The sequence below is a fragment of the Malacoplasma penetrans HF-2 genome (assembly GCF_000011225.1).
GTDB classification, from domain to species: Bacteria; Bacillota_I; Bacilli_A; order Mycoplasmatales; family Mycoplasmoidaceae; genus Malacoplasma; species Malacoplasma penetrans.
In genome coordinates this window covers 632707-652788 of record NC_004432.1, presented here as the reverse complement: position 1 = coordinate 652788, position 20082 = coordinate 632707, and the positions used below count along the sequence as shown (strand labels likewise).

The window sequence follows — 20082 nt, the reverse complement described above, 5'->3', positions numbered from 1 at the left end:
GTTCTAAAATAGTAGATTCACTTTTTTAGATTTAAACAAATAAAAATAACTATATGAAATTTAAAATACCTTATAGATGTTTATAATAATCTATAAGGTATTTTAAATTATTTATCTTTTATCTATTCATTAATTAAATTTACTACTTCTTGTTCAAATTCTTCTGGAATTTTCTTAGATTCAAATCTGTATTTAACATTACCATTTTTATCTAATAAGAATTTTTCAAAGTTTCATTTAACATTTTTAGCTCTTGCAGTTCAAGGCATTTGTTCTTTTAACCACGTATATAAAGGATTGGCTTCTTTACCATTAACATTAATCTTTTCAAACATATCAAATGTAACATTATATTTAGTTGTACAAAAAGATAAGATCTCTTGATTGGTTTTAGGTTCTTGGAAAAAAAATTGATTACAAGGAAAACCTAAAATTACTAATCCTTGATCCTTATATTTTTGGTACATATTTTCCAAATTTTCATATTGTTTAACAAATCCACATTTGCTAGCAACATTAACAACTAAAACTACTTTATTTTTGTATTCAGATAATTCAATTTCTTTACCATTTATTTTATTAACTTTAAATTTATAAAAATCACTCATTTTAAACACTCCTAAGATTAGAAAAACTTTTATTAATGATAATATAACAAAAAGATTTTAAGCAAGCTAAAATCTTTTAATTTTAATTAAAATCAATCTTTATGCATATAGACTTTAATAGTTATATTTGTAAAAATAAAAAAACACCATTAATTTGGTGTTTTTTTAAAAAAAGTTTGTTTTGATTTAAATTATTATCCTCAATCTTTATCAGAGAAGTTTTCAATAATAATTTTTCTTGCAACTTCTCAAATGATTTCAGCATATGTAGGATGTGGATGAATAGTTTGAGATAATGTATAAATTGTTGATTCATTTTCCATTGCTAATGCAATTTCACTAATATAGTTTGAAGCTTGTTCACCAACTATATGACATCCTAAAATCTCACCACAATCTTGACTTACTAAGATTTTAATAAATCCAACTGTTTTACCATCTGCTAATGCTTTCCCTAAATGCATAAAAGGGTATTTTGCAGCATAGTATGGAATATTTTTTTCTTTAAGTTGTTCTTCAGTATAACCAACTGTAGCAACTTGTGGGTGAGTATAGATACATGAAGGAATTTTTAATAAATCCATCTTAGATGGTTTATTTAAGATTGTATCAACTGCTACTACAGCATTTTTATATGCAGAGTGAGCTAACATTACCTTACTTGTACAGTCACCAATTGCATAGATGTGTTTAATTGAAGTTTGCATTTTATCATTAGTGATAATTGATCCATTTGGAGCAAATTCAATTGGTAAGTTTCTAGCAATTTCAGTAGAAGGAGTTCTTCCAACTGACACTAAACAGTAATCAAAATCTTCTGATTGTTCAGTTCCATCTTTAGTATAGTAAACTTGACCATTTTCATATTTTTGAATTTGTACATCAGTGTGAATTGTTACACCTTTACTTAATAGTAATTTTGTAACTTCAGCAGAAATATCTTTATCAAGAATTTCAAGAATTCTATCTACACCTTGTAAAATTGTAACTTTACTGCCTAATTCAGCAAATAAAATTGCAAATTCAATTCCAATAACACCTCCACCTATTACAGTGAATTTGTCAGGGATTCTTGGTAAGTTTAATACTTCATCACTTGTAAGTATTTTACCTTCTTCATAACCTTGTGCAAAACCAGGTAAATTGAATTTTCTTGGAGAACTACCAGTTGCAATAATAAGGTTATCAAAGTTAATTAATTCTTCATTTACACTAATTGTATTTTGATCTACAATTTTAGCTTCACCTTTAAGCATATCTGCTTTAGCTGTTTTTAATAAACCTTGAACACCCATTTGTAGTTTTTTTACAACACTGTTTTTTCTTTCAATAACTTTAGGTCAATCTAAAGTAATGTTGTCTATATTGATACCAGTAACACCAAATTCTTCAGCTTTTAAAACATATTGTTTAATTTTAGAAGTATTTAATAAAGCTTTTGTAGGAATACAACCTTTATTTAAACAAACTCCACCAAAATCTTTGGCTTCCACACATAATGTTTTTAAACCATGTTTTGCAGCATGTTCAGCAGCAACATATCCACCAGGTCCACTACCAATGATAACTAAATCATATTTTTTCATATTTTTCTTAATCCTTTTACCACTAGTTAATTAAACGAATAAGAAAGCAATATTTTCTAAATATTGTTTAACTTGGTTAGCGAATCTTGCGATATCTCCACCATCTACTCATCTATGGTCAGCAGCAATAGTTAAAACCATTACTTTTCTTTCAACCATTTGGATTCCAACTTTTTTAATTTTGTTAGAAGCAGTTCCTAAACCAGCAATTGCAACTTCAGGATAGTTAATTACAGGAACACCAAATTCAATTCCTAAAGAACCATAATTTGATACTGAGAATGTTCCTTTTTGAAGATCAGCCATTGTGATTTTCTTAGTTCTAGCTCTAGCAGCAATATCAGCAATTGATTTTGCAATTTCAATAATTGATAATTTGTCAGCATTCTTAATATTTGGAACGATTAAACCATCTTTAGTATCAACAGCAATTCCAATATTAACTTCATTTCTTAAAATTAAAGTCCCATTAGCATCATCATTAATTGCATTAAAAATTGGGAATTGTTTTAATGTTTTAGCGATTGCTTTAATAATGAATGGTAATAAGTTAAGTTTTACATTTTCAGTTTCTAAAATGTAATCTTTAATTTTATTTCTTTGTTCTCAAACATCTGTAACATCAATTTCAACTGATAAGTTTGTATAAGCAGCATTGCTTCAACTTCTTTTCATAGCATTAGCAATTGCTTTTCTCATTGATGTCATTTCTAGAATTTTGTCACCTTCTACAATTGTAGCGATTGCAGTAGATTCAACTTTATTAGCAACAATTGCATTAGTTACAGCAGTTGCTGGAGATGATTGCACAACAGTTTTAGTAACTGTTACAGTTGGTGCAACAGTAACAGATTCAGAAGCTGTAGAGATTGTTTGAGTTGTAGTTGTTTGATTTGAAGAAGATAAGTATTTTTCAACATCTTCTTTTGTAACTCTACCTTCTGGTCCTGTACCACTTATTAAAGCGATATCAACATTATTATTTTTAGCTAATACTCTTGCAACTGGACTAGCTAATACATCATCATTTCTTGTTTTTGTTGGTTCAACACTTGCACTAACATTTAATGTGTTACTACCGAATAAAGGTAAAACATTGTTTGAAACTTTAACTTCACCAACAACTGATGCTCCACCTTCTTGAACTTGTTCAGTTTTTTCTTCTTTTACAACAACTGGTTCACTCTTAACTTCTGGAGCTTGAGCTGGTGCAGCTGAAGAAGATGATCCATTACTATCATCAATTTCAAAAATTGGATCCCCAACATGGATTGTATCTCCAACTTTAATTAAAATTTTTGAGATCACACCATTCACTGGAGAAGATACTTCTGTTGTTATTTTGTCAGTTTCAACAGAAAATAAATCTGTTCCATCTTTTACAGAATCACCTTCTTTTACAAGAATGTCTGAAACTTTTCCTTCGTGAATCCCTTCACCAATATCAGCAAATTTAAAAATATACATAATTACTATTTATCCTTATAAAAAAACATACTATATAATTTTACTACTTTTTTTATTCTTTAATAGAAGCTAGTGAAATTATTTCTTTTGCAATTCTTTCAGGACTTACCATTTGTAAGTGTTCACCTAAAGCATAAGGAACTGTAATGTCTCATCCAGTTAATCTAACTGGAGCAGCTTTTAAACTGTAGAAAGCTTTTTCATTAACTGTTGCAATAATTTCAGCACTAACACTGAATGATTTAACAGCTTCATGAACAACCATTAATCTTCCAGTCTTTTTAACAGAGTTAATAACTGTTTCTCTATCTCAAGGTTTAATTGTTCTTAAGTCAATTAATTCAACTGAGATGTTAGGGTTAGTTTCTTTTAATTGGTTAACAGCAGCTAAACAATCATGTAGGTTTGCACCATATGAAACTACAGTTACATCATTACCAGGAATTACAATGTTTGCTTTACCAATTTCAACTTCATAAAGTCCTTCAGGAATTTCTTGTTTGAAAGCACGGTAAATTCTTTTTGGTTCAAAAAATACTACTGGATCTGGATCATTAATTGCAGCAGTTAATAAACCTTTTGCATCATAAGGAGTAGCAGCCATTACAACTTTAACACCAGGAACATGAGCAAAAATTGCTTCTAATGCTTCAGAGTGGTGTTCTAATGCTTTTACACCTCCACCCATTGGCATTCTCACAACTAGAGGACAAGTAAATCTTCCTCTACTTCTATTTCTATATCTTGCAGCATGAGTAAATAAGTTTTGAGCTGCTGGGAAACTAAATCCTGAGAATTGAATTTCCACTACTGGTTTTAATCCAGCAAGTGCAGCACCTACAGCTGTACCCATGATTGCAGCTTCAGCAATTGGAGTATCAAAAACTCTTTTTTCTCCAAATTTAGCTTGTAAGCCTTGAGTAGCTCTAAAAACTCCACCTTCAAATCCAGCATCTTCACCATAAACAATGATGCTAGGATCTTTTTCCATATTTAATTCTAAAGCATTTGTTACTGCTTCAATGTTGTTAACAAGAATCGTTTTATTAGACATTATTTGTTACCTCCAAAAATTTTTAAAGCCTCATTTTTTTGCTCTTGTAATGATTCATCAAGAGTTTTAAACGTATGATCAAAAACATCATCAACACTTACAGATAATTTTGATTCCATAATTTTGTAAGCTTCTTCTACTTCAGCATCAGCTTTTTCAATGATTTGAGCTTTTTTAGATTCATCTAAAAGACCATTTTGAGCCATTCATCTTTCAAGTCTTAAAATTGGATCTTTCTTTTCTTGTTCACATTCATATTCTTCAGATCTATAGATTCTAGGGTTGTCACTTGTTGTGTGAGGACCTTTTCTATAAGTTACAAATTCAACAAGAATTGGTTTTTTGTTTTCTAAAACATATGCTCTAGCAGCTCTGATAGCATCAACTGATGCAAATAAACAGTTTCCATCAACTTTAATAAAATCTAATCCAGCAGCAATTGCTTTACTAGCAATATCCATTTGACCAGTTTCTTTAGAAGTTGGAGTAGAAATTGCTCATTGGTTGTTGTTAACAGTGAAAATTGTTTGTGCATTTCTAACTGAAGCAAAGTTTAAAGCTTCATAGAATTCACCTTCAGCAGTTCCACCATCACCAATTACTGTATAAGCAACATTTGGTTTGTTTTGGTAATTTAATGCAATCCCAATCCCTGCAGCATGAGAGTATTGAGTACCAATTGGAATATTAAATGGTAAGAAGTTTAATTCTTCAGGCATTGCATTTCCTGCTTCATTTCCTTTTCATACCAACATAATTTTTCACATTGGAACACCACTATGTAAGAAAACAGCAGCAGATCTGAAAGCTGGTGCAAATCAGTCTTGCTTATCCATACTAATAGAAGTTGCAACTTGTAAAGCTTCTTCACCCATGTTAGGTGGGAAAGTAAGCATTTTACCTTGTCTTTGTCACTTAATCATTTTTTCGTCCATTCTTCTAGTTAGGACCATTGTGTAATAAGCTTTTTCAATTTCTTCATTAGATAATGGAATTCTATAACCTACTTGAGTTACATTCCCATCAATATCTAGTACTGAATAAGTTTCAGTTTTACTTGTATATTTATTGATCAACATTTATTTCTCCTTATAAATATATACATTTACAAAAAACATTTACCATCCACAATTATGTGTTTTATTACCTTATTTAAGGTAATAAGGGTAAATATTTTTTACTATTAATTATAAACACAATTTTTAGCATTAAGATAAGTTAAGTTTATTTAATATTTTAAATTTTGTTTTTGTAAAGAAAAATAAAAAAAATAATATAAATATTTTTTAAAAAATCTTATTTAATATAATACATAAAGTTAAATTAATTTATATATTGTAGGAATAATATGAGAACATGCATTGGTAGTATTATTAGAGCTAACAAGGCTTTTAATATGATTAAAAATGGAGATAGAATTGCAGTCGGTGTAAGTGGTGGTAAAGACTCAATGCTAATGCTTAAAGCATTATCAATTTATAAAAAAATTGTAAAGAGTGAATTAAATTGAGATATTGATGTTGTAGGCATTCATTTAAAGATGAATTTATGTCACATAGAATATGATCCTATTATTAAATATTGAAATGATATGGGAATTAATTTTAAAGTTGTAGAAACCACAATGGGTGAAATTCTGAGAGGCCAAATTAAAAAAGGTAAAATTCAATGTTCACTATGTTCTAAATTAAAAAAAGCAATTTTAATTGATGAAGCAAAAAAATTAAATTGTAACAAAGTTGCAATGGGTCACCATGCAGATGATGCAATAGAAACATTTTTTATGAACATGATAAATGAAGGTAGAATTGCAACATTTAAACCATCAATGTATTTAGATCGTTCAGATATTTGATTTATTAGACCTTTTATATTTGCTAGAGAAAAAGATATTGCTAAAGCTGCTAATAAAGAAAATATGCCAATTGTTCCATGCGGATGCCCAATGGAAGGTTTTACACAGCGTGATACTATGAAGGACTTTTTAAATACTAATTTTTATAAAAATAAAAAATGAGAGATAAGTTATAAAAATTTCTTCCATGCTTTAATTAATGGAAATGAATTTGATTTATGATTTTCTAAAAAAGAAAATCAGTATGAAGATTTAGTAGAAAAAATTAAAAAAGAAACTTATCAATAATTTTATTTATAAAGATCAAAAAAAATCTATTAGCTTTAACTAATAGATTTTTTAATATTAAATAAATAAAATTACATTGAGTTTCTAAATCTTAGTTTTCTTGTATATAAAGAAACAATATAAGCTAGTACACAAAGACAGAAGATAATACCAATAATAACACTTGTAATAATGATAACTTCTTGGTTAGAAACAACAGGTGATGGTTGGAAACCTGTACTTACAAAAGTTCTTGAATAACTTATAGCAGTATCATAAACATTAGTACCAGCATCTACTGATATATGTTGATTTGTAGTTTGAGAAAGTGAAGTTGTTGAACTATCTACAATTCCATTAAAACTATCTTTTAAAGACACATTGCTTTGTGATCCTTCAATATTAGTGTCAAATGAGAATGTTGAAGTAAATGACATTTCACCACTGCTTGCATTATTGTTTCTACTTGAGATTGTTATGTTTGGTCTAGAAACATTACCTTTTGTATTTTCTCAACTACTATTTAAATAAGAAACTAAATTATCATTAGAAACTGATGATACTCCAGATGCATAATAATTTGAAGGTAACATTATATTATTTTTAGTTACTTTTGAACTTTTAAGTGAACCACCAAAACCAGGTATCATTACATAGAATGATTGTCATGTAGCACCACCGGTAGAAGCATTTGTTGCTTGGGTAACTGTAATTTGTAAACAAAGTAAACCTAATGAATCTAAATAATTTTCAGTTACTTGTTGAGTGTTATCATCACTAATTCTTAAATCTGCAAAAGCTGGCAAAGTGTTGTCTGCATCTAAATTATTAAAAGCAGTTGGAGTTGCTGTACTTGTAGAATTATTTTGATAGTTATTTTTATATGTCGAATAAGAAGATAAGTTAAATATTTTTGCTACATTAGTTCCTGATGTTTGTCATTTAGTTGCATCAATACTAATAAGATTACTTATTGATCAGTCACTATATTCAGTTGAATCTCCTTTTGTTGAAACAACTGAAGGTAATCCAGAATACATTTGAAGAATAGTGTTAGCTGTATTTTGAGCAGATTCTGAAGTGTTTGTAAAATTAGGAACTTTAATACCAATCCCTTGATCAGTTCCACTGCTATCTAATAATCTATACTCATTGTATCCATTAGCAGCATTAGAAGTACTAAGTCTAAAGTTGTTAGTAGTTCTAGTTTGAGCTTCTGTGGCATTCAATGAATTTGAAACCTTTGATACTTGATGATTAACATTTGCAGAAAAAGCAATTGGTAATGCAGCTGAAGCAATTAAAGCTGTAAAAGCTGTTTTTAATAAAAATTTTTTCTTTGTCTTTTTATTCATCATAAAAAAATGTTCCTATTCACAAAACATATAATATAATTATATTTTTTACAAATTTAATTTTCAAGAAAAGCAACCTATTATTATATTTTGAATATGACTAATTTTATTAATAAATTTTAAAATAAAGAGTAACTTAAAACTTTATTTTGATTCATTAATATACCTATATTAAAGTAATAAAAAATGCTATAAACTTAAAAATTTATAGCATTTGTAAATTAATTTTATTTCAATGATTTTTCTTCTAAAATCTTTTTAATTTTAATGTTGATATCTTTTTTATCATCATCAAAAAGAACTTTACCAATTCTTAGGTAATTGAAATTTTTAGGTAAATCAATTGCACTTAAAACAAGATCATACTTATCTTCATTTTTATAGAAATCATTTAGATTAGTAATATTATCAATATCTAAATTTGCAAAGGTACTTAATAATTGTTTTTCTACTAATGATTCAATATTATGATGAGGAGTTAAGATTACTGCTGTTCTTATTTTTGAGCTGTTGTCTGAGAATAAATCTGAAATGAAATATAAAGAGATTAATCCAATTTCATCATCAAAAATTTTCACCCCTAAAAAGTCTTCAATTACTGAAATATTTTCTTTTACAAAATTAAAAATAAATTTATATTCATCTTTAATTCTTAAATATTCTGAACCCATTAAGAAATACTTAATTCTTAAATAAGATCTTAAAATGTGATCAACTATATTAGCTTTAAGTTTCTTTTCCTGGTTATATTGAATTGAATTATTTGCTTTAATATTTTTCAAGAATGTATCTACAGCTTCAGATAATCCTGCTGAATGATTTTTAATTTCAGAAGCTAAAACAGTTTCTGAGAATTTTCCATTATCATTAATAGAACCACTTGTCATTAGTAATACTAAGTAACATTTTTCATGGATTAAATCTTGATCTCCATAAAAATATTTAAACAAATCTGAACAACTTTCTCAGTAAGCTGAATTCTTAATATTATCAATTATTGACTTAGATAATTCAATTGATGCTTTTGTATTTGTTCTGTAATAGATTTTCAAAATTGATAAATATGCAATCAAGAACTTAAAGTATTTTTCATTAATATATAAACTACTTTCTCTGAATTTATCAACAATATCTCTAACAACATCAGTTATTTCAGAACTTCTAATTTCTTTTACTTTAAATAGTTTATGAACAATGAAGTCTTCATTTGCTAAAACAAAATCATTAATATAATGGATTAAAAAACATCTTTTTTGAGTTTCTGGTCCCGTAATACAAATATTTTTTTCTTTATCAAAATAGAATCTTAATTTATATTTAGACATCATTTTAGGACCTTTTTGAACATCTAAAAAGATAGTGTTTTTAGATACACCAAATGTGTCTGCATATTCTTGCATTGTTTTTTTAGCATTATTAACTACAACATCAAAACAAATATATCCTAATCTTTCTTCATGAGAGAATAAGTAAAATTCTTTTTCAATTAGTTTTTCGATTGATTCAAAATCACCTTCAAAAGTGAAACCTTCATTTCATTTATTTTTTATAATGTTCAATTTGTATTTTTTAAGTAAATCATTTATTTCTTTTATGTAAAAATAAATAGAACGTTTTTTCAAGTTTAAAGCTTTAGACATCTCTTCTATACTTGTGATTTCATTTTTGATTAATAATTTCATCAGATCTACTTTGTTTTTATTTCACATACTTTAGCCACTTCTTTTTAAATATAAATAAAATCTTATTAACTTAGTTTTAAATAGTTTTTTATTAATATTTTCTATTTAGTGCCAAGATATTTTTTAGTCATAAATAATCATTAATTTTAATTATTTATGCTTGTTGTTAATGTAATTATATATAGTGTTTTTATCATCCTATATATGTGGAATTAATCTTTTTATGATTTAATTACATTTTTTTAAAACATAAATTAATAATAATTTATAAGTTTTTTATACCACACATCAACCCCTTAATAAAATATTTTGGAGTATTGTTTGTTTAAAATTTCATATTAAATTTTTGCATTTTTTTATACTATAGATTATTAAAGTATTAAAACCCCTTATTACTTCTTATACTTATAAATTAATAATAAATAAGTTTAAGTTATATAATTTTTCTAAGACTATATTATAAAAAGAGGTAATGAATGGAACCTAATAAAATTAGTTGCTTAGTCTGACCAGAATTGAATGACTATACTGGAAAATCTGAAACTATAGCTTGTTTTACTGGAGAAGATGAGGTTGATATTGAGAAATTCATTTCAAAAATTAACATTTTTTGAAATGATTTATCTAATTGAATTATTAATTGTAATAAAAATATTTCTTTTAGCCAAAATTTAAAATTTTGATTCTCAATGGAAAAATTACTTTTAACTGAAAAACAATTAGAAGAAAAAGTAAAAGAAGGTAATGAAAGATACATAATTAAAAATTATGTAATCAAACAAGATGATTTAAATAACTTTAGCTGAAAGAAATTTAAAGAGACAGCAAAAAAAGAATTAATGGAAAATTTCAAAATCAAAGAAAAAGATTTAATTGAGTATTTAAGCTGTTTATCAAATTCTTTCTATGGACCAATTTGTGATACCTTTAGACAAGATGAGACAAATACTGTTTCAATCATTAAGATATTGCCAAGTGATCAAATGATTAATACTTTATTTAATGAGGCTATTAAATTTATTAATTCATCAGTGGTGTCTAATAAATTTCCAGAAAAAGTTATTCAAATAACTACTAAAATCTTAGAACAATATTTAAATATCCCAGATATTGTAGAAATAAAATAAGGAGAAAAACATGAAAATTATTCAAAATATTAAAAAAGATGTTTCATCACTTGGTTACAAACCGACTATTGTATATGCAGAAGGATGAAACAAAACTATTCAAGAAGCTGCAACTCAAGTTAAAAATGAAAACTTAGTTGATGTTGTAGTAATTTTTAGAACTCAAGAAGAGTTAAATGGATTTAATAACACTGCAAATGTGAAAACTATTGTTATTGAAAATAGTGACTTATCACAATATGCTAACCTTCTTTTTGATTTAAGAAAAGAAAAAGGTTTATCTTATGAAGATGCTGTTAAACTTTCAAAAGAACCAAATTACCTTGCTTGTTTAATGGTGAAAAGTAATGAAAACTGAGGGGCAATTTGTGGAATTGAATATACTACAAAAGATACTTTAAGAGCAGCTTTACAAGTTATTAAAGCTAAAAAAGGAAGTATTGTAAACAGTATCATGATTTTAGAAAGAGAAGATAAATCAATTTTTGCTTCAGATATTGGGTTAGTTATTAACCCATCAGCTGAAGAACTTTCAAAGATTGTATATAACTGTGTAGATTTCATTGTTAATACATTAAAAATTGTAAATAATAATGTTGCAATGCTAAGTTATTCAACTAATGGAAGTGGTGCTGGAGAATCTGTTGATAAAGTAAAACAGGCATTTGAACTTTATAAAACTTTACCACAAAACCCTCATGCAAATGTATATGGTGAAATCCAATTTGATGCAGCAGTAGATTCTAAAATTAGATCTAAAAAAAGTCCAGACTGTACATGAAGTGGAGATGCAAATGTATTTGTTTTCCCAAACTTAGATGCTGGAAATATCTCTTATAAAATTTTACAAAGATATGCAGGATTTGAACCAACTGGACCAATTATTATTGGATTAGATAAACCAGTAAATGATTTAAGTAGAGGTGCAGGTTTATTTGAAGTAGTTTCTTTAAGCTATGTTACTGCTTTACAAACTAAAAACTAATTTAAATAAATTTGTATTAATTTAATATAAATTGAAAGGATAACATTTTATATAGTGTTATTCTTTTTTTTATTTTTTATAAAAAGAAAATTAAAAATATAAATTGATATTTATTTTATAAATTAATTATTTAACTAAATTTGAGTTTTCTTCCTTATTATATAAATATTGAAATTTAACTTAAATATGAAAAAGAAATTAATAATTGTTGTTGGACCTACTGCTAGTGGTAAAAGTGACTTAACATTTAAACTAGCTCAAGATTTAAAAAGTGAAATTATAGTATGTGATGCTTATCAAGTTTATAAAGAAATCAGTAAAGGGATTAATAAACCTGAGATTGAAAACTTAAATGCAATTAAGCACCATTTTGTTAACCATGTATCTATTAATGAAGTTTGACATATCAAAAGATTTAAAGAAGAAATAGAAGAACTAATAAATTCCAACATGGATAAAAACTTTATATTGGAAGGTGGATCTAATTTATATATAGATTGTTTAATTAATAACTATCAGCTAAATGAATTAGATTTAACTTTGGACTATAGTAATCTATCTAATGATGAGTTATATGAAAAGCTTCAAAAACTTGATTTTGAAGAATCTTTAAAAATATCTAAAAATAATAAAAAAAGATTAATCCAAGCATTGAGAATTATTGAATCTAATAACAACACTAAAAAATCAGTATTAGACAAAAACAACAAAGAACCTTTATATGATTTTTTCTTAATTAGAATGATAATTGATAGAGATATTCTATACAAAAAAATTAATGATAGAGCAGATAAAATGTTTAAAAACAATTGAAGAGAAGAAGTTGAACAATTAATAAAAGCAAATGGTAACTCTATGATGAATACCAATGCTTTAAAGGCTTTGGGGTATGATGAAATTTATAATTCAATAATTGAAAACAGAGAAACTAATTTAGATTTAATAAAACAAAAAACAAGAAACTATGCAAAAAGACAAGAAACATGAATTAGAAATAAATTTAAAATTGATTTTAATTTTTCAAACTATGATCAATATAATGAATTATTAGACAAGTGTAAAGCATTTTTAAATGACAAAAAATAAAGTTGAACATTTATATATCCATATCCCTTTTTGCCAAGAGATATGTACATACTGTGATTTTTATAGAACTAAAACTAAAGATCCAAACATTATTAATTCATATGTCAAAAAAATAGTTTCTGAAATCAAAGAAGATAACAATCAATATAAAACAATTTATATAGAAGGTGGAACTCCTAATTTTTTAAATGACAACTTATTGGATGAATTATTATCTCCTTTAAAAAATAAGCTCCAAAATAATTATGAATTTACAATTGAAGCTAACCCTGAATTTATTACAAGTAGTCAAATTGAAACTCTTCTTAAAAATAATGTTAATCGGATTTCAATGGGAGTGCAAACAACTAATAACAATATTTTGAAATTACTAAGAAGAACTCATAATATTGAAAATGTAATTGAAGCAATTAATTTATTACATAAGCATAATATGAAAAATATCTCATGTGATTTTATTTATAATTTACCACTATTAAAAAACTCAGATTTAGAAGAAACTTTTAACTTTATTGAAAAATATAAAATTAACCATATTTCATTTTATTCTTTAGAAATTAAAGAAGGTTCAATTTTAAATAAGCAAAAATATCAAATCAATGTTGATAAAGAAGAACATCATTTAGAGCAAATTAAAGCCTATTTCAACAAGTTAAACTACTATAGATATGAAATATCTAACTGAGCTTTAGAACCTGCATATTACTCAAAACACAATATTGCTTATTGAGATCTTAAAGACTGAAAGGCAATTGGAATTTCAGGGTTTGGACTTGAAAATAATATATATTATAAAAATAATGGAACTATTCTAGATTGAAAAAAAGAAGAATCTGAATGAGATGATAATGAGTTATTTGAAAATATTTTTATAATGGGTTTAAGAAAAACTAATGGAATTGATCTATCAGTTGAAAGAAATAAAAAAGCTTATTTATATTTAAAAAATAAAATTAACCACAATTTAGTTATTATTGAAAACAATTATATAAGAGCAAAAAACATTGATTTATTAAATGATATATTGATTGATATTATTTAGTATTTTGTTAAAAAATTATTAATACCAAAGCATTGCAATATTAAAAAATGATAACTTGAATTTAGTTATCATTTTTTAATTGTTTAATTCTAATCTAGTTCAGCCAACTCTCTAGCAATTGTAGGGCACCTTTTAATCTTAGCTACATCTTTTTTAAGGACTTCAACATCTTCTTTAAGAATTTTAATATCCTCTTTTATTACAACTATTTCTTCCTTAATTCCTCTAACATCTGTGATTAGGATCTTTAGCATTTCTCTAATATCATCTGTTGGAACTATTGGTGGCAAATCAATTGAGGGTTTTGGTCTTTTCTTAATAGTAGTAAAATTCATACTTTCGTAATTCATAATTTTATATACTTAAATAGGTATTCTTTCTTTTTCTAATCTAGTTCAGCCAACTCTCTAGCAATTGTAGGACACCTTTTAATCTTAGAAACATCTTCTTTAAGAACAGCTACATCTTCTTTAAGGGTTTTAATATCCTCTTTTATTACAACTATCTCTTCCTTAATTCCTCTAACCTCTGTAATTAGTATCTTTAGCATTTCTCTAACATCATCAGTGGGAACTATTGGTGGCAAATCAATTGAGGGTTTTGGCCTTTTCTTAATAGTAGTAAATTCCATATAACACTTGACTCCTATTGTATCAAACACATCGCCATTTTGTTCATCTACATATGTCTCAAAAATTTTAGTTAGATTTTTAACATTGACAGTTTTACAGCCTTTTATAATGCTAATAAAATCTTTTTCTTTCATTGAACCAGTAAATGATTCTGGCATATTATTTTTGTTAATCTTCATAATCTTAATTAAGTAACTAGACCTCTAAATTTAAGCTCTAATAAATTGTTTGAAAGATTATATATTAATTATAAAACACTATTATTTTTGATGTTTTATATTTAATATATTTTTCATCAAATTATTATTAAATTAACTTAGGTGTCTGAACTCCTTTCTTCAAAAAATATTTAAATAGAAACTGAACATGCAATAAAACAGCAATTGCATTTATATTAGTTTAGATACTGTTTAAATAGCAAATTCAAAATATTATTAAGTTTTTTAAAACTTAATGGAGGTGTAACATAGCAGATATCAATATCTTTGCTTATTAACAAAATAAAGAGTGTGATTCTATTGATTGTTTAAATTAACTACATTTAAACAATTTTTTTAAATGTCCCTCTTTTATGTCTCCATTATATTAATGTAAAAATTTAGGTGCAATGTCATAAAAAAGATAAAAAATAAAAAACCTATCAGAATTTTTGTTCTAATAGGTTTTTTAAATTTTGCATTTTTAATTAAATATCAGTGAAATCATAGCTTAAGCTATCAAATTCTAAATCATTTTGTTCTTCACCATCTTCTGCTAATGCATTTCTATTAACTACAGACTCATTACGAGAATTATTACTATTTAATTTATTGTTTTCATATAGTTTGTTCATGTCATTCATAGTTATAATTTCTGCTTTTTCAGCATAATCAACAGTGTCATTTAATTGTTGGTGACTTAATTTATCTAAATATTCTTTTTGTGATAAATGCTCTTCAAGGTGTTGGTTTCTATTGTTTAGAGTTTCATCAAATACAATAGGTTCTTCAGCTTGATATAATTCAATTCCCATATTGTTAAGCATTTCATCTGTTAAAGCTAAATCAATTCTTTTTGTACGTCCTTCATCATCATATAAGTTACCATCTGGACCAACAAATATTTTAACTTCTTTAACAACTTCAATTGGAACTGTAATTTCTTTATATACAGTAATTGGTGGAGTTTCTTTAACCACTTCAATTGCTACTTCTTTAACAACTTCTTTTTCAACTTCAACTTCTTTAATAATCTCAATAGGAACTTCTTTAATTACTTCAATTTCTTTAACTACTTCTACTGGGATTTCTTTGATTACTTCAACTTCTTTTACAACTTCAACTGGAATCTCTTTAATAATTTCTTGGATTTGAGTTGTAGTTAAATGACCTCAAATTTGAGCAACAATACTTTCTGGAACTTCTTTAATAATTTCAGAGATCTCTTCATTTGATTTGTTTAATAAAAGATTTTTTAAATCATTTAAAGAAATATTATTGATGTCAGCATCTACATATACTTCTTTTATTATTTCTTTTTCAATTGGAATTTCTTTAATTACTTCAACTGGGATTTCTCTAATAATTTCTTTAAATTGAGTTGATGATAAGTTACCTCAAATTTGAGTAACAATATTTTCAGGAATGTCTTTAACAATTTCAGAAATCTCTTCACTTGATTTACTTAAAAGAATATTTTTAAAGTCTTGTAATGTGAATTCATCTAAATCTGAACCAATCTTAATATCTCTAATAATTTCAACTGGAACTTCTTTGATAACTTCTCTTTCAATCTCAATTTCTCTTATTACTTCAACTGGGATTTCCCTAATTACTTCTTTTTCAATCTCAATTTCTCTAACAACTTCAACTGGGATTTCTTTGATAACTTCAACAGGAACTTCTCTAACAACTTCTACAGGCATCTCTTTGATAATTACTTCATTGTTTGAGTTAATGTTTCCTCAAATTTGTTTAATTATGCTTTCTGGAACATCTCTAATAATTCTTGATATTTCACCATCAGTTTTTTCTAAAAGCATTTGTCTTAACTCTTCTATTGAAGGTTCAGTTGATGCTCTTCTATTTTCTTTAAAAACATTTCTATTAACATTAGGTCTTTTAGGGAAAACATTATATTGTTTAGCATTAATTAGGTGTCTTGAAATTTCAGAGATGAAAAGGTTTAAATCCATTTTTTTGCTTAATAAGTATAAATAGTCTTTATCTGAAAGCTTAATATTTTTAAGTAAGTAATCAATCTCTTTAAGATCTTTTTTATTAGATCTAATTAAACTATCTATTGTTTTTTTAGAATGAATTTTATTAACTAATATATTTGTTATTGCACTCAATTCATATTCAAGGTTTTGTATTCTTATTGAATATTCTTGTTTTTCATGCAATAAATTAGTTCTCATTTTTCTTGCATTCAGAACTCTAATATTATTTTTGATAATTTTAACTTTGTTAATTAATTGTTGTTCTAAAAGAATTTTGTTGAAATTTTGATTTTTTAAATTGCTCATAAGTAATAAAGTCCAAAAAGATGAATATCATATTAATTTTATCAATTTAAAAATGTAAACTCAAATTTTAGTATAAATTTTTATTATAAATCAAAACCTTAAAATTTTTAAAAAAGTTTTCATATTAACAAAAAAATAAAAAAGTACTAATAACTTAGCACTTTCATTTATTTAGATCGATTGAGATCCATCATTAAAAATAATAACATTATTGCTTTTAAAGGTTTGTTTAACATCAATTACTCTTTGATTAGAACTTCCAACTCATTTTAATCTTGGATTGAACTTAGCTAACTCAAACTTACCATCACAAACTACATCTAATAAATTAATGTAATCAATTCTAGTAATAATGTCTTCTCACATGTAACCAGTATAAAGTCACTTTGTTTTATTTGGAAATTTCAATGAAATTTCTTTCACTAACTCTCCAACTTTTTCAATATTAACAGGGTGTAAAGGATCACCACCACTGAAAGTAATCCCATCAACATAATCTTTTTCTAATTCAGCAAATAGTTCTTTTTTTGCTTCTTCATCAAAAGGGATTCCACCTTTTAAAGAGTGTGTTATGGGGTTATGACAACCCTTACAAGCATGAGAACATCCAGCGACTCATAAAACTACTCTGATTCCATAACCATTTAGCATATCATCTTTTGTAATGTTATGATATCTCATCTTACATACTCTTTCTTTCTGCTATTTCAGCCATTTTAGCATCATTTAATCTAGTATCACCAGATACTCTAGAATATGAAAGGTACCCATTCATTCTTTCAATTTTTGTAAGGTTAGTTGAAGAACATTGAGGACATTTATTCATGTTTAATTCTTGATGACCACAGTCTCCACAATAAGATAAAGATAAGTTAACACCTTCATAGAAGCCCATTTTCATTGCTCTTTTGATTAATGATTTAATTGCTCCAACATTATAGTTTATTGGGTATTTAACATATTGGATTTTTCCACCATTTGATAAGTTTCAAAATCTTTTTTCTAAGTCTTGTTTTTGGATTGGAGTAATATCTTCTGTAACATGACAATGGAATGAGTTTGAAACATAAGGTTTATCAGATACTCCTTCAACAATTCCATATTTTGATCTAAATTGTTCAACTTGTAATCCACATAAACTTTCAGCAGGTGTTGCATAAATTGCATATAAGATTTTATCTTCATTTTTGAATGATAAAACTTTTTCATTAATATATTCTAATGTCTTAATTGCAAATTCACCATCTTCAACAAGTGTCTTGTTGTTATAAAGCATTTGTAATTCATTTAATGCAGTAAATCCAAATGAAGCAGTACATGTTTTTAGAATTGGTTTAATTTTTTCATTTGGTTTTAAATTACCACCATAAAATCCACCTTGGCAGTATGCTAATGGATTTGTTGAAGCTCTCATTTCACCTAAGTAGTTATAAGTTCTAATGTGAAGTTGTCTAATCATTTCAAGATAGTAATCTAGAGTTTCATGAAAGTCTTTATTTTCTTTTCTAGATTTTTCTAAAATCATTGGTAGATGTAAACTAATTGCACCAATGTTGAATCTTCCAACATAAACAGGTTTATCAGTTTCATCTAATGGATACATTCCGCCTTTTTCATATCAAGGAGATAAGAATGCACGACACCCCATTGGAGAAATTACTTCTTTATACTTTTTATAAATATCACATACATATCCTTCACCTGTTAAACTTAATCAATCTGGATACATAGTTTTTGAAGAACATAAAACACCTTCTTCAAATAAATCTTCATTAACCTTATTTTCACCATGTAAGTTTTCATCATATAAGAAAACAATTTTAGGGAATAAAACAGGACGTTTTTTACCTTCTTCACCTTGTCCTTTAGCTCTTACTTGTAAACAAGTTTTAGCTGCCATTTTAGAAAATTGATCAGTTCCAAGTCCAATTGTAATGGCAATAAAAGGATAGTCACCACGAGATGAACCAACAGTATTGAATTTGTATTCTATTCCTTGTCATCCTTGAGTAAAGTCATTCTCTAAATCTGATAAAGCAACTTCTTGAGCTTTGTCATAGTTAAGACCTAAACTTAAATATTTATTTAAATATTTTTCATATGAAAGTTTTGCATACTTTCCTAAAATTTTATCAATTTCAGGAAGTGTAAAACCTCCATATTGTTGAGCTGCAGTTGATAAAACAACATCACCTATTACATTAAAAGCTGAAGATAAAGTTTTAGGTTCATTGTATCAAATGTTACCCATTTCAAATCCACCTTTTAATACATTAGCTAAATCAAATAAACAACAGTTCATTGTATCTCTTCTAGCAGATGAATCATGAATATAAATATATCCATCATTAAAAGCTTGAAGTTCATCAGTTGTTAAAAAGAATTTTTTGTATAAAGCTTTATTTAATTCATTAAAAATTAAACTTCTTTTAGTTGAAACTAAAGCACTATCAGAGTTACTGTTTTCTTTATCACCTATATACATAATAGATTGACTTCTTTTATAAACATCATCCAACATGTGAATGAAATCTTGTTTATAGTTTCTATAGTCTTTATAAGACTTAGCAACAGCAGGATAAAGTTCTTCTAAGCTTTTTTCTACTAAGTTATGCATTAAACTAATATGAATTTCACTATATTCACTTTGTCTGATTTTATCTAAGACATTATTAACAATTTTATCTAAATCTTGTTCAGTGAAGTTAACCATAACTCTAACTGCTGATTTTGAAACAGCAGTTTTAATCTTATTAGGATCAAAACTTTGTTTAGTATTATCTTTCTTGATAATTATTAATTGTTCATTTGTATACATAAGCAATAAATC

17 protein-coding genes are annotated in these 20082 nt (G+C 26.2%); 5 read left to right on the top strand and 12 right to left on the bottom strand.

Annotation, left to right across the window (positions count from 1 at the left end):
- Positions 1 to 122: 122 nt before the first annotated feature.
- The 5 genes from MYPE_RS02670 to pdhA form a co-directional block, all read right to left on the bottom strand.
- Positions 123 to 608 carry a glutathione peroxidase gene (locus tag MYPE_RS02670; protein ID WP_044891259.1) on the bottom strand — a complete coding sequence of 162 codons (486 nt, stop codon included), beginning with the start codon at positions 606 to 608 and terminating at the stop codon, positions 123 to 125.
- A 194-nt stretch (positions 609 to 802) separates the two neighbouring features.
- Positions 803 to 2194, bottom strand: coding sequence for a dihydrolipoyl dehydrogenase (gene lpdA, locus MYPE_RS02665; RefSeq protein WP_011077335.1), 1392 nt, complete (start codon positions 2192 to 2194; stop codon positions 803 to 805).
- Between the two features lie 30 nt (positions 2195 to 2224).
- Entirely contained in the window at positions 2225 to 3661 is a 1437-nt protein-coding gene (locus MYPE_RS02660; RefSeq protein WP_011077334.1) for a dihydrolipoamide acetyltransferase family protein, read from the bottom strand.
- Positions 3662 to 3713: 52 nt separating this feature from the next.
- Positions 3714 to 4715: an alpha-ketoacid dehydrogenase subunit beta gene (locus tag MYPE_RS02655; protein WP_011077333.1), complete on the bottom strand. Its 1002-nt coding sequence runs from the start codon at positions 4713 to 4715 to the stop codon at positions 3714 to 3716.
- Entirely contained in the window at positions 4715 to 5794 is a 1080-nt protein-coding gene (gene pdhA, locus MYPE_RS02650; RefSeq protein WP_011077332.1) for a pyruvate dehydrogenase (acetyl-transferring) E1 component subunit alpha, read from the bottom strand. The genes MYPE_RS02655 and pdhA overlap by 1 nt, the downstream gene beginning before the upstream one ends.
- A 269-nt stretch (positions 5795 to 6063) precedes the next feature.
- Here pdhA and MYPE_RS02645 point away from each other — a divergent pair, with 269 nt between their 5' ends.
- On the top strand, positions 6064 to 6858 hold the full coding sequence (locus tag MYPE_RS02645) for a tRNA 2-thiocytidine biosynthesis TtcA family protein (protein ID WP_011077331.1): 795 nt from the start codon (positions 6064 to 6066) through the stop codon (positions 6856 to 6858).
- A gap of 71 nt (positions 6859 to 6929) precedes the next feature.
- On the opposite strand, the gene MYPE_RS02640 is transcribed toward MYPE_RS02645, so the two are convergent.
- Positions 6930 to 8195 carry a hypothetical protein gene (locus tag MYPE_RS02640; RefSeq protein WP_011077330.1) on the bottom strand — a complete coding sequence of 422 codons (1266 nt, stop codon included), beginning with the start codon at positions 8193 to 8195 and terminating at the stop codon, positions 6930 to 6932.
- Between the two features lie 224 nt (positions 8196 to 8419).
- Positions 8420 to 9874 carry a BglG family transcription antiterminator gene (locus MYPE_RS02635; RefSeq protein WP_160162151.1) on the bottom strand — a complete coding sequence of 485 codons (1455 nt, stop codon included), beginning with the start codon at positions 9872 to 9874 and terminating at the stop codon, positions 8420 to 8422.
- A 476-nt stretch (positions 9875 to 10350) separates the two neighbouring features.
- Here MYPE_RS02635 and MYPE_RS02630 point away from each other — a divergent pair, with 476 nt between their 5' ends.
- The 4 genes from MYPE_RS02630 (at position 10351) to MYPE_RS02615 (ending at position 14114) form a co-directional block, all read left to right on the top strand.
- Entirely contained in the window at positions 10351 to 11001 is a 651-nt protein-coding gene (locus tag MYPE_RS02630; protein WP_011077328.1) for a hypothetical protein, read from the top strand.
- A 10-nt stretch (positions 11002 to 11011) separates the two neighbouring features.
- Positions 11012 to 11986, top strand: a complete 975-nt coding sequence (locus MYPE_RS02625) for a phosphotransacetylase (RefSeq protein WP_011077327.1) — start codon at positions 11012 to 11014, stop codon at positions 11984 to 11986.
- Positions 11987 to 12172: 186 nt separating this feature from the next.
- Positions 12173 to 13072: a tRNA (adenosine(37)-N6)-dimethylallyltransferase MiaA gene (gene miaA / locus MYPE_RS02620; RefSeq protein WP_011077326.1), complete on the top strand. Its 900-nt coding sequence runs from the start codon at positions 12173 to 12175 to the stop codon at positions 13070 to 13072.
- Positions 13059 to 14114 carry a coproporphyrinogen III oxidase family protein gene (locus tag MYPE_RS02615; protein ID WP_011077325.1) on the top strand — a complete coding sequence of 352 codons (1056 nt, stop codon included), beginning with the start codon at positions 13059 to 13061 and terminating at the stop codon, positions 14112 to 14114. The genes miaA and MYPE_RS02615 overlap by 14 nt, the downstream gene beginning before the upstream one ends.
- A gap of 89 nt (positions 14115 to 14203) precedes the next feature.
- Here the strand turns inward: MYPE_RS02615 and MYPE_RS02610 are convergent, their stop codons facing one another.
- The 5 genes from MYPE_RS02610 to nrdD form a co-directional block, all read right to left on the bottom strand.
- On the bottom strand, positions 14204 to 14464 hold the full coding sequence (locus MYPE_RS02610) for a hypothetical protein (RefSeq protein ID WP_011077324.1): 261 nt from the start codon (positions 14462 to 14464) through the stop codon (positions 14204 to 14206).
- 35 nt (positions 14465 to 14499) lie between these two features.
- Positions 14500 to 14925 (bottom strand): hypothetical protein, encoded by a 426-nt coding sequence (locus MYPE_RS02605; RefSeq protein ID WP_011077323.1) that lies wholly within the window; start codon positions 14923 to 14925, stop codon positions 14500 to 14502.
- 506 nt (positions 14926 to 15431) lie between these two features.
- Positions 15432 to 17252 (bottom strand): hypothetical protein, encoded by a 1821-nt coding sequence (locus MYPE_RS02600; protein WP_044891258.1) that lies wholly within the window; start codon positions 17250 to 17252, stop codon positions 15432 to 15434.
- 171 nt (positions 17253 to 17423) lie between these two features.
- A complete protein-coding gene (gene nrdG, locus MYPE_RS02595) occupies positions 17424 to 17933 on the bottom strand; it encodes an anaerobic ribonucleoside-triphosphate reductase activating protein (protein ID WP_011077321.1) in 510 nt (169 codons plus the stop codon).
- Between the two features lies 1 nt (position 17934).
- Positions 17935 to 20070, bottom strand: coding sequence for an anaerobic ribonucleoside-triphosphate reductase (nrdD, locus tag MYPE_RS02590; RefSeq protein WP_044891257.1), 2136 nt, complete (start codon positions 20068 to 20070; stop codon positions 17935 to 17937).
- Between the last annotated feature and the right edge of the window lie 12 nt (positions 20071 to 20082).